The organism is Streptococcus dentapri (assembly GCF_042649885.1).
Classification (GTDB): domain Bacteria; phylum Bacillota; class Bacilli; order Lactobacillales; family Streptococcaceae; genus Streptococcus; species Streptococcus dentapri.
This window is the reverse complement of the sequence record NZ_JBHSAC010000012.1, coordinates 1-12,471: the sequence shown is the minus strand read 5'-3', so window position 1 is coordinate 12,471 and position 12,471 is coordinate 1. Positions and strand designations below refer to the sequence as shown.

The window sequence follows — 12,471 nt, the reverse complement described above, 5'->3', positions numbered from 1 at the left end:
CTTAGCAGCCACCAGCATAGCTGGTGGTTTTATTGTTTTTCTCTACGAGAAAAACTGGCTCGAAGCCATAACAAAAAGGCGGGACTTTTGTCCCAGCCTCTTTTATTATACTATTTAGCAATATCAAATACAGTTGATTTAACATTCGTCATAGCTTCGATAGAGTATTTCACACCTTGCGTTCCGGCACCAGATTTCTTAGCACCAAGGAAAGGGAAGTTATCTGTACCACGTTGTGTCTTGTTATTGATGTGAACAGTTCCCACTTCAAGCTCTTCAGCAATTTTGAAGGCCAATGGGAAGTTTTTAGTGAAGACAGATGCTTGCAATCCATATTCAGATTTATTAGAGATTTCAATGGCTTCTTCAACAGACTTCACACGGATAATTGGGAGAACAGGTCCGAATGGTTCTTCCCAAGCCAGACGCATATCAATTGTTACCTTGTCAAAGAGGATTGGGCTGATGAGGTTGCCTTCACGTTTGATTTCAGTAAGTGCATCTGCTCCTTTTTCGCTAGCATCGTTAACAAGGCCTTCAACGAAGTCCGCCGCCTTAGTATCGATAAGAGGCGTGATATCCGCATCTTCTTCTGGCATACCAATCGTCAAGTCAAGAACTTTTTGGCGAATCTTTTCAACCAATTCATCTGCTATGCTTTCCATAACAAGAACACGCTTAACAGCTGTACAACGTTGACCCGAATAACCGAAGGCACCAGCGATAATATTCTTAGCTGCAATTTCAAGATCAGCATCTTCAAGGACGATGGCTGAGTCTTTACCACCGAGTTCGAGCATGATTGGACGCATCCCTGCCAACTGACCAATTTTTTCACCGATTGGTGTTGAACCAGTGAAATTGATGAAGTTGACAGCTTCATGTTCCACAATGTAGTCACCGATAATCGAACCGCGACCTGTAATGGTATTGAAGACACCAGCAGGAATACCTGCTTCTACAAAAGCTTCTGCTAAAAGAAGTCCTGAAATAGATCCTTGCGTTGGTGGCTTAAGGGCAACAACATTTCCTGAAATCAAAGCCGGAGCAATCTTAGAGCCGGCAAGGTTGATTGGATAGTTAAATGGGGAAATAGCTAGAACCAAACCAACTGGTTCACGACGAACAATGGCAATTTTTTTCTTGCTAGCTGCTTCAAAACTTCCACCTTCAAGCACTTCACCTTCCATGCGAAGTCCTTCTTCTGCTGCATAATTGATAATTTCAGCTGTACGAATAACTTCGCTGACAGCTGATTTATAACCCTTAGCAATTTCTTTTGAAAGAATAGCACCAATCTTCTCAGCATCACGTACTAAAATATCTGCTGCTTTATGAAGATATTCTGCACGTTCCACATAAGATAAGGCATGCCATTCTTTTTGTGCAGCTTTGGCAGAAGCATAAACATAATCAACTTCTTCTGGAGTCATCGCAGGAACTGATCCAAGTTCTTCACCTGTAGCAGGAGCATAAATCTTAATCTCATCCTGTGAGAGCTTCCACTCACCATTGACATAGTTTTTATATTGTTTTGTCATCTGGTTCTCCTTTATATCATGATAAACTTATTCTATCACTTTTTTAGTATTTTTCCAATATCTGCTACGGATAATAAAAAGACCGAGAAAAGCATCTCGATCCTTTCTATAAATTTAACTAGTCGACATTGACGTATTCCTTACCAAGTTCAAGAACTTCTTCCATAGTTGCACATTCTGTCAATGCACGGTTAGCATATTCTGCCATTTCAGTCGTATCAAGTTTCTTCATCAAACTACGTGTACGAAGGACAGAAGTTGCTGACATTGAGAACTCATCCAAGCCCATACCAACAAGCAAGGGAACGGCTGTTTGGTCACCGGCCATTTCTCCACACATTCCAGCCCATTTACCTTCAGCATGAGCAGCTTTGACAACATTGTTAATCAAGCGAAGAATTGATGGATTATATGGTTGATACAAATAAGATACTTGTTCATTCATACGGTCAGCAGCCATTGTGTATTGGATAAGATCATTGGTACCAATTGAGAAGAAATCAACCTCTTTGGCAAATTGATCAGCCAACATTGCTGCCGCTGGAATCTCAATCATGATACCAACTTGAATATTGTCTGCAACTGCAACACCTTCAGTCTTGAGGTTGGCTTTTTCCTCTTCAAATACCTTTTTAGCTGCACGGAATTCTTTAAGAAGAGCAACCATTGGGAACATAATACGTAATTGTCCATGAACCGAGGCACGAAGAAGAGCACGAATTTGTGTGCGGAACATAGCGTCTCCAGTTTCAGAGATAGAAATACGCAAGGCACGGAAACCAAGAAATGGATTCATCTCCTTTGGAAGATCGAAGTAAGGAAGTTCTTTATCCCCACCGATATCCATGGTACGAACCACAACTGGTTTACCATTCATACCTTCAAGTACAGTCTTATAAGCTTCATATTGTTCATCTTCAGTTGGAAAATCTTGAGAATCCATGTAAAGAAATTCTGTACGATAAAGACCAACAGCTTCAGCACCATTAGCATTAACACCTTCAACATCTTTAGGTGTGCCGATATTAGCCGCTAATTCGAAATGTTTACCATCAGCAGTGACAGTTTGCGCATCTTTAAGGAGAGCCCATTCAGCTTTTTGTTTAGCATAAGCTTCACCAGCCGCCTTAAATTCAGCAATCTGCTCACCAGTTGGATTGATGATAACTTCACCAGTGATACCATTTACAGCCACAACATCACCATCTTTAACGACCTCAGTAATATTGTTGGTACCAAGCACTGCAGCAATTTCCAAAGTACGTGCCATGATAGCAGAGTGGCTTGTACGACCACCGATATTGGTTACAAAAGCTTTAACAAATTTCTTATCGAGCTGAGCTGTATCTGAAGGAGTCAAGTCATGAGCGATAACAATTGATTCTTCATCAATAGCAGCAGGGTTTGGTAAACGAACACCCAGCAAATGAGCCAAAACGCGCTTTGAAACGTCGCGAATATCAGCCGCACGCTCCTGCATGTATGGGTTATCTTCCATACCTTCAAAGATAGTGATGAACATGTCTGTCACTTCTTTAAGGGAAGATTCCGCGTTGACTTGTTTTGCACGAATCGTTTCTTTAATTTGTCCGACCATTTCAGGGTCAGAGAGAACCATTAAGTGTGCATCAAATACGGCTGCAGCTTCTTCACCTAGGCTATCTACAGCTTTTTCACGGATAAGAGAAAGCTCGTCTTGAGATGCTGCTAGAGCAGCGTCTAGACGAGCCTCTTCTGCATTTGTGTCTGTAATAGATACAGTCTCAAATGATAAATCCGGTTGAACTAATAGATATGCCTTAGCAACAGCAACACCGTCTGATGCTGCAATTCCTTTAAGCATCTCTGTCATAATTATGCCAATCCTTCTTTTGTCATTGTTTCGTCAATAGCAGCGATTGCATCGTCTGCGTCTGTGCCTTCAGCTGAAATCGTAACATCAGCACCTTGACCAACACCAAGGCTCATAACACCCATGATTGATTTAAGGTTTACTGATTTACCTTTGTAGTCCAAAGTAATGTCTGAAGCAAATTTGCTAGCAGTTTGCACAAGCAATGTAGCTGGACGTGCGTGGATACCTGTTTCTGCAACAATGTGGAAATCTTTAGAAGCCATAGTGGTTCTCCTTTTTTCTATTGTAAATATTTTTGAATTATCTCATGATAACCCTTACAAAATGAAATTATATCACATCAAATTATCATTTTCAAGGCTTAAACTGATTTTACAGAAATTTTGGAAACTCTTTTCCTCTTCTTTCTTTGCAATAATTCTCAATAAAAAGACTCAAAACTATGGCTATTTAAACGTGCTTAATAAGACATCAGTAAACTGACTTGTTGTGAGCCCGTCACCCTCAGATAGATCTGCTGTAAAGCAAGACTGAGAAAAGGCTGCTTCAATGGATTTTTCAACCAAATCTGCTGCCTCCTGCCAACCCATATAGGATAGCATCATGGCACCTGAGAGTAGAACCGAGCAGGGGTTGGCTAGATTTTTACCGGCAATCTCAGGTGCTGTACCATGAGTTGCCTCAAAAATAGCGTGGCCTGTCTGATCATTGATATTAGCACCAGGAGAAATACCGATACCACCAACTTGAGCTGCTAAAGCATCGCTAGCATAGTCTCCATTGAGGTTTGTTAGGGCAACTACTTCAAAGCGTTGGGGATTTAAGAGAATCTGCTGTAAAAAATTGTCCGCAATAATATCATCAACTATCAGTTTTCCTTGAGCTAGTTCGGTGCTGTATTCTTGTTGAGCCAGTTCATAGCCCCACTTTCGAAAGCCTCCCTCGGTAAACTTTTGAATATTTCCTTTGTGGACTAAGGTAACCTTGCGCAAACCTTTATCAAGAGCATAGTCAATAGCTGAGCTAACCAAGCGTTGACTACCTTCGATAGAAATGGGTTTGATACCGATGCTACTGGTTTCAGGAAAGCGAATCTTTTGCATCTGCATCTCATTTTGCAAAAAATCAATGAGCTTGGCTACTTCATTGCTACCGGCTTCCCATTCAATACCGGTATAGATATCTTCCGTATTTTCACGGAAGATGGTAATATCAGTGTTTTCTGGATTCTTAAGCGGGCTAATAACCCCTTTAAAATAACGAACCGGTCGGACACAGGCATATAAATCCAACTCTTGGCGCAGTGCAACATTCAACGAGCGAATTCCTCCACCGATAGGTGTTTCCAAAGGACCTTTGATAGCAATTAGATTTTCTTTGATGCTGATTAAGGTATCATCTGGCAGCCACTGCCCTGTTTGGTCGAAAGATTTCTTGCCGGCTAGAACTTCCTGCCAGTCTATTTTTTTCTGCCCGTTATAGGCTTTAAGAACAGCTGCATCAAAAACTTTTTGAGCGTTGGGCCAGATATCCTTACCAACGCCATCTCCTTCAATATAGACGATTATCGGATTATCCGTAATTTGCAACTGACCATTTTCAACTATTGGTTTATCTGACATACTATCTCCTCTCCAATGGAATATATTCCAAATCAGACTGACCTATGTACTGCGAACGCGGACGAATGAGCCTATTGTTCTTCTGTTGTTCTTGAATATGAGCAATCCAGCCCGATACTCGACTCATGGCAAAAATAAGCGTAAAAATACTGCTATCAATCCCCAAAACATGATAAACCGTGGCAGAATAAAAATCGACATTGGGAATCAGTCCCTTGGCATTTTTCATATAATCCTCAACATCACGTGAAAGTTTGTACCAAATCTCGTTTTCTGTACCAACCGTCAACTCCTTAGCCATAAATCTGAGATATTTCTCTCTAGGATCCTGAGTTTTATAAACCCGATGGCCAAAGCCCATGATTTTCTCCTGAGAGTCCAATTTATCCTGCAGGTAGGACTGGGCATCTCCCAGCTCTTTGATCTCCTTCAACATATCAAAAACACGTTCATTGGCCCCACCATGCAGAGGGCCTTTGAGCGTTCCGATAGCTGTCGTCACACAGGAATAGATATCAGCCAACGTTGAAGCACAGACTCGCGCTGCAAAAGTAGAAGCGTTGAGCTCGTGGTCAGCATGCAAAATAAGCGCACGATTCAGAGCCTCTACTTCTAAATCAGCTGCCTCCTCACCATTTAACATGTAGAGGAAGTTGGCCGCAAAACTCAAATCTTCACGAGGTTCAATCGGACTCAACCCCATACGCAATCTGGCAAACGCGGCAATAATGGTAGGCATTTTCGCCATAAGCTGAATAGACTGCTCATATGTTGCTTCAATAGAATTTTCTTCGGCATGCACATTATAAACCCCTAGGAGGCTGACTGTTGAGCGCAACACACTCATTGGATGTAAGTGTTTACGGGATTGAATGAGAATGCACTGCTCCACGGCATCAGAAATGGCATAATTAGCTCGAAGTCTCGCCTTAAAGTGTTTGAGTTCAATCTGAGTTGGCAGATGCAAATTCCATAGAAGATAGATGACTTCTTCAAAACTCGCTCGATTATCCATGAGTACTGAAATATTGTAGCCTGCATAGGATAACTGGTCATCACTAATGGAGCTAATCCTTGTGTGACAGACTATTAAATCTTTTAAACCACTTTCTTCAGTCATCAATCTGTTCCTTTCTGTATTTGGGATGAGGCTAATTTCTTGCGGACTACCATTGGTAGAATACCGCCATTCTTGTAGTAGCGAATATCAGCAGCAGCATCAAAGCGAGCTAATGCCTGAAAAACTTTATCACCTTTTGAAGTATGTGCCGTGACAGTGACCAACTCTTGATATCTGGTTCTGATGACAAGTGAATATCATAAGTCTCATAACCAGTCAAGCCCATACTATCTGCTGTTTCTCCATCAAGGAATTGCAGGGGAAGAATTCCCATCATAATCAGATTAGAACGATGAATACGTTCAAAGCTTTCAGCTAGGACGGCCTTGACACCTAGAAGGCTAGCGCCTTTGGCTGCCCAATCACGACTGGAGCCCATACCATAATCCTTACCTGCAATAACTAAACTGCCTATATTATCAGCCTTATAGCTCATAGCTGCGTCATAGATACTGGTTAAATTGCCCTTATACTTAGTATAACCACCGATTTTACCATCGGCCAATTCATTTTTGATGCGAATATTGGCAAAGGTTCCTCGCATCATGACTTCGTGATTGCCACGACGACTACCATAAGAGTTGAAGTCTTCATAAGACACGCCATGCTGATTGAGGTATTCAGCCGCAGGACTATTACGAGCGATGTTCCCAGCCGGTGAGATGTGATCCGTTGTGACCGTATCACCAAACTTGGCTAAAACAGATAGGTTAGTTAAGGGTTTAATGATCAATTCCGCATCCAACTCCTCAAAATAAGGGGGATTTTGGATATAGGTTGATTCTTGATTCCAATGATAAACTTTACTTTTTTCTGTTGGAATCTGATTCCATTTTTCGCTAAGAAACCAGCCGACATGAGCACATAGGGGTTAGAGGTATTGGTACAACTAGTAATAGCAGCGATTGCAACGTGTCCAGTCGCAATCTCTTCTTCTCCTTGCTCATAGACGACAACGGCTTTCTTATTTAGCTCATCTGCCGGTAGGCCGAAACCACGAACACCCTCTTTTCTGCTGATGCTAGCCGTGAATTCCTTTTTAGCTTGACTGAGTTCAATACAGTCCTGAGGGCGTTTGGGACCAGAAATACTAGGCCCGACACTCGATAACTCAAGATCAACAATCTTAGTATAGGTCGCTTGAGACCGACTATCGTAAAAAAGATGGTTAACCTTGGCATAAGCCTCACTCAATCCGATATGTTCTTCATCGCGGTTGGTCAAGCGCATATAATTGAGCGTTTCATCATCAATAGGAAAATATGCACAGGTCGCACCATATTCAGGTGCCATATTGGCAATAGTGGCACGATCTGCTAGACTGAGCGTTCCTACTCCTGAACCGAAAAATTCGACAAATTTACCAACAACATTTTCTTGACGCAAAAGCTGGGTGACCCTCAGTGCGAGATCCGTCGCCGTTGCAATCTTAGGCATACTTCCCATCAATCTCACACCAATGACCTCTGGAATAGGGAAGTAAGAGGCTTCACCGAGCATGGCTGCCTCTGCTTCAATTCCACCTACTCCCCAGCCAAGGACGCCTATGCCATTAATCATGGTTGTATGACTATCTGTCCCAAACATGGAATCAGGATAAAGCAGACCGTCTTTTTCAATGATGACATCGCTCAAAAACTCGATATTAACCTGGTGGATAATACCGGTTGCTGGCGGTATGGCTCGATAATTATCAAAGGAATTCTCTGCCCATTTCAAAAATTCATAGCGCTCATTATTGCGTTTAAATTCCATATTGATGTTATCTTCTAAGGCCGTATCACATCCAAAATAATCGACTTGGACACTGTGATCAATAACTAAATCCACTGGAATATCCGGATTGATGAGATCAGCTTCTCCACCATTATTAACAACAGCATCACGCATGGCCGCCAAGTCTACGACTACTGGAACCCCTGTAAAGTCCTGTAGAATGACACGACTAGGTTTAAAAGGTATTTCTGAATTTTGGGGAATACTGGGAAACTTTAAAATAGCATCAATGTTATCTTTAGTAACGTCAACATCATCCAACTTACGCAAAAGATTTTCTAGCAAAATCCTTAAGCTATAGGGAAGTTTCCTTAAATCAATGCCCTTATCTCGAGTCAGTCCTTCCAAATCATAATAAATATAAGATTTATCATTAAATGTTAGGGTCTTTCTATAGTCTGCCATAAGCACCCTCCTATAATGTTATATTATATAACATTATAATTCTTGTTTTTGGAAAAGTCAATCTGTTTACATTTAATATGTTATAAAACATAACATTAAATAACTGAAAAATCTTATTGCGAGATTATCATCATCTCTCTCCATTTTATAGAAAGAAATTCATCCATTTTTTTAACTTAGAAAAGTGACAGATCCCTTATTTCACTTGATTTTTCCCTTATTTTTTAGCAGCTTTTTACCACAATATATTGGGGGAGTCTGTTTTATCTGCCACAAAATATTGTGGTTTTTCGAGTGAAATCTCTTGATTTTTAAATCTATTTTGGGTATCCTTATAAGGTATTAAATTTTAGGAGAGATTACATGTCACAAATTACCCTATTTTCAAAAAACAATTGTATGCAATGCAAGATGACTAAGAAGTTCTTGGAGCAAAACAGTGCTGATTTTGAAGAAATTAATATTGATGAACATCCGGAAAAAGTTGATTATGTCAAGAGTTTAGGTTTCACAGCTGCTCCTGTTATTGAAGCTGGAGAAATTACTTTTTCAGGTTTTCAGCCTGCTAAATTGAAAGAGATTGTCTAAGCTACTCTCAATCAATATCACAAGGACTGACCAAGTAGTTATTCAACTACTTGGCAGTTTTAGCTTTTTTCATCATATTATTTAGATAAAAAGGAACAATTATGAGTCTTAAAGATCTAGGCGATGTATCATACTTCCGCCTCAATAATGAAATAAACCGTCCAGTCAATGGGCAGATTCCACTTCATAAGGATAAAGAAGCCCTTAAGGCTTTCTTCTTAGAGAATGTCAACCCCAATTCGATGCCTTTTGATTCTATTACTGATAAAATCAACTACTTGATTGAAAACGACTATATTGAGTCCGCCTTTATTGGTAAATATTCACCAGCTTTTATCGAGGAACTTTCTCAAGAAATTCACGCAACAGATTTCCGCTTCCAATCCTTCATGGCAGCCTATAAATTTTATCAGCAGTATTCCCTCAAGACTAATGATGGCAGCTACTATCTCGAAAGTATTGAAGATCGTGTACTTTTCAATGCCCTCTACTTCGCTGATGGTAATGAAGAACTGGCAAAGGATTTAGCAAACGAAATGATCCACCAGCGCTATCAACCAGCGACACCTTCTTTCTTAAATGCTGGTCGTAGCCGCCGTGGGGAATTGGTGTCTTGTTTCCTGATTCAGGTGACAGATGACATGAATTCAATCGGTCGCTCAATCAATTCAGCTCTGCAATTATCTCGTATCGGCGGCGGAGTTGGTATCAGCCTCAACAACTTGCGGGAAGCTGGTGCACCTATCAAGGGTTATGCCGGAGCAGCTTCTGGGGTTGTTCCTGTCATGAAGCTTTTTGAAGATAGCTTCTCTTACTCAAATCAACTCGGTCAACGCCAAGGAGCAGGGGTTGTCTACCTCAATGTTTTCCACCCAGATATCCTCAATTTTCTTTCTACCAAGAAAGAAAATGCAGATGAAAAGGTACGCGTCAAAACCCTTTCTCTGGGTGTAACCGTCCCTGATAAATTTTATGAATTGGCCCGCAAGGATGAAGACATGTATCTATTTAGTCCTTACACGGTTGAAAAAGAATATGGTAAGCCCTTTAATTACATTGATATTACATCTATGTACGATGAGCTAGTGGCCAATCCCAACATCACGAAAACTAAGATTCGAGCACGGGATTTGGAAACTGAAATCTCTAAATTGCAACAGGAATCAGGTTACCCTTACATCGTCAACGTGGACACTGCTAACCGTCACAATCCAATTGATGGCAAGATTATCATGTCCAACTTATGTTCAGAAATCCTCCAAGTTCAAACACCTAGCGTCCTCAATGATGCCCAAGAATATCTCACTTTGGGAACTGATATCTCATGTAATTTGGGGTCAACTAACATTTTGAACATGATGACCTCACCTGACTTTGGTCGTTCAATCAAGGCTATGACCCGTGCTCTTACTTTTGTAACAGATTCATCAAGTATCGATGCCGTGCCTTCTATCAAGTATGGAAATGAGCAAGCCCATACCTTTGGATTGGGAGCTATGGGACTACATTCCTATCTTGCTACCCATCATATTGAGTATGGTAGTCCAGAATCTATAGAGTTCACTGATATTTATTTCATGTTGATGAACTACTGGACCTTGGTTGAATCAAACAATATCGCACGAGAGCGTCATGAAACTTTCGTTGGTTTTGAAAAGTCAAAATATGCTGACGGCACTTATTTTGATAAATATGTGACCGGTCAATTTGTACCAAAAACCGATCGTATCAAAGAATTATTCAAAGACCATTTCATCCCTCAAGCAGAGGACTGGGAAGCTCTCCGTCAAGCAGTAATGCAAGATGGTCTCTATCATCAAAATCGCCTGGCTGTGGCTCCGAATGGTTCCATCTCATACATCAATGACTGTTCAGCATCTATTCATCCTATCACTCAACGTATTGAGGAACGCCAAGAAAAGAAAATTGGTAAAATTTACTACCCTGCGAATGGACTTTCAACTGACACCATTCCTTACTACACATCTGCCTATGATATGGATATGCGTAAGGTCATCGATGTTTATGCAGCGGCGACTGAGCACGTCGATCAAGGCTTATCATTGACACTCTTTTTACGCAGTGAATTGCCAAAAGAACTTTACGAATGGAAAACCCAAAGCAAGCAGACAACACGGGATCTTTCAATTCTTCGTAACTACGCCTTCAACAAGGGTGTAAAATCAATCTACTATGTCCGCACCTTCACTGATGATGGCGAAGAAGTTGGTTCAAACCAATGCGAAAGCTGTGTCATCTAACGAACTATTCTTTGATATTTTTATAAAAGTGGCGGGCCTCGCTCTCCATAATTATCACCAAGCAAAGGGACAAGCAAAAATAAATTTTAGAATAAACGCACCCTCTATCAGGAGACAAACATGACAACCTATTATAAAGCCATTAACTGGAACGAAATCGAGGATTTAATTGATAAGTCAACTTGGGAGAAATTGACTGAGCAATTTTGGTTGGACACTCGTATCCCCCTATCAAATGACTTGGACGATTGGCGCAAGTTATCAGACCAAGAAAAAGACCTTGTGGGTAAGGTCTTTGGCGGTCTGACATTGTTAGATACCATGCAATCCCAATCAGGTGTAGAAGCTATTCGCGGCGATGTACGTACTCCGCACGAAGAAGCTGTGCTTAACAATATCCAATTCATGGAATCTGTCCACGCCAAATCTTATTCTTCCATCTTTTCAACCCTCAATACCAAATCAGAAATTGAAGAGATTTTTGAATGGACTAATACCAATGAATACCTGCAAAAGAAGGCTAAAATTATTAATGAAATTTATGAAAACGGAGATGCTTTGCAAAAGAAAGTGGCTTCTACGTTCCTAGAAACCTTCCTTTTCTATTCAGGATTTTTTACACCGCTCTACTATTTGGGTAATAATAAACTTTCAAACGTAGCTGAAATAATCAAACTCATCATCCGCGATGAATCAGTTCACGGAACATACATTGGCTATAAGTTTCAACTTGCTTTCAACGAATTGAGCGAAGAAGAACAAAACGACTTCCGCGACTGGATGTATGATCTTCTTTACCAACTCTATGAAAACGAAGAGCTCTATACACAAACACTATATGACAGTGTGGGTTGGACCGAGGAAGTTATGACCTTCCTGCGTTACAACGCCAACAAGGCCCTGATGAATCTGGGACAAGATCCCCTTTTCCCTGATACCGCTGACGATGTCAACCCAATCGTTATGAATGGTATTTCAACAGGAACATCCAATCACGACTTTTTCTCACAAGTAGGGAATGGTTACCTGCTTGGTTCTGTTGAAGCTATGTACGATGAAGATTATCTTATGGGAATGCAAAAATAAAATCAAAAAGAGTGTAGACAATCCCATTTCCTCAATGTAAAAATTTTTTAGCTCTGCAAATTTCAACTTTAATTTCTCTTATATCGTGCGAGCGAAGCGATCCCAAACAAGGACTTTATCTTCAAACTAAAAGAGGCTGGGACTAAAGGCACTGCACCCACATAATGGGACAGAAGAAAAACACATTTATGCGGCCAGTTTTCTGTACTCTACAGGA

The 12,471-nt window shown here is 40.8% G+C and carries 8 protein-coding genes and 1 pseudogene; 3 read left to right on the top strand and 6 right to left on the bottom strand.

Annotation, left to right across the window (positions count from 1 at the left end):
- Window positions 1-110 precede the first annotated feature (110 nt).
- The 6 genes and pseudogenes from ACFOSE_RS01495 to ACFOSE_RS01470 all read right to left on the bottom strand — a co-directional run bounded on the left by ACFOSE_RS01495 (window position 111) and on the right by ACFOSE_RS01470 (window position 8,319).
- Window positions 111-1,541, bottom strand: a complete 1,431-nt coding sequence (locus ACFOSE_RS01495) for an NADP-dependent glyceraldehyde-3-phosphate dehydrogenase (protein ID WP_380429567.1) — start codon at window positions 1,539-1,541, stop codon at window positions 111-113.
- A 118-nt stretch (window positions 1,542-1,659) separates the two neighbouring features.
- The gene (ptsP, locus tag ACFOSE_RS01490; RefSeq protein ID WP_380429565.1) at window positions 1,660-3,393 is read right to left on the bottom strand and encodes a phosphoenolpyruvate--protein phosphotransferase; all 1,734 of its coding nucleotides are present in this window, start codon (window positions 3,391-3,393) and stop codon (window positions 1,660-1,662) included.
- Between the two features lie 2 nt (window positions 3,394-3,395).
- Window positions 3,396-3,659: a phosphocarrier protein HPr gene (locus ACFOSE_RS01485; protein WP_019775469.1), complete on the bottom strand. Its 264-nt coding sequence runs from the start codon at window positions 3,657-3,659 to the stop codon at window positions 3,396-3,398.
- A 183-nt stretch (window positions 3,660-3,842) separates the two neighbouring features.
- Window positions 3,843-5,018: an NADP-dependent isocitrate dehydrogenase gene (gene icd, locus ACFOSE_RS01480; protein WP_380429561.1), complete on the bottom strand. Its 1,176-nt coding sequence runs from the start codon at window positions 5,016-5,018 to the stop codon at window positions 3,843-3,845.
- Between the two features lies 1 nt (window position 5,019).
- Complete coding sequence (locus tag ACFOSE_RS01475) at window positions 5,020-6,138, bottom strand: citrate synthase (protein ID WP_380429559.1); 1,119 nt, start codon at window positions 6,136-6,138, stop codon at window positions 5,020-5,022.
- A pseudogene (locus ACFOSE_RS01470) lies at window positions 6,138-8,319 on the bottom strand (aconitase family protein). Before ACFOSE_RS01470 ends, ACFOSE_RS01475 begins: the two are co-directional and overlap by 1 nt.
- Window positions 8,320-8,682: 363 nt before the next feature.
- Between ACFOSE_RS01470 and nrdH the strand changes: the two are divergent.
- From nrdH to nrdF, 3 genes are all read left to right on the top strand, one after another.
- Window positions 8,683-8,907 carry a glutaredoxin-like protein NrdH gene (nrdH, locus tag ACFOSE_RS01465; RefSeq protein ID WP_380429556.1) on the top strand — a complete coding sequence of 75 codons (225 nt, stop codon included), beginning with the start codon at window positions 8,683-8,685 and terminating at the stop codon, window positions 8,905-8,907.
- A 101-nt stretch (window positions 8,908-9,008) separates the two neighbouring features.
- Window positions 9,009-11,168, top strand: coding sequence for a class 1b ribonucleoside-diphosphate reductase subunit alpha (gene nrdE / locus ACFOSE_RS01460; RefSeq protein ID WP_380429554.1), 2,160 nt, complete (start codon window positions 9,009-9,011; stop codon window positions 11,166-11,168).
- Window positions 11,169-11,288: 120 nt separating this feature from the next.
- The gene (nrdF, locus tag ACFOSE_RS01455) at window positions 11,289-12,254 is read left to right on the top strand and encodes a class 1b ribonucleoside-diphosphate reductase subunit beta (RefSeq protein WP_380429551.1); all 966 of its coding nucleotides are present in this window, start codon (window positions 11,289-11,291) and stop codon (window positions 12,252-12,254) included.
- Window positions 12,255-12,471 lie beyond the last annotated feature (217 nt).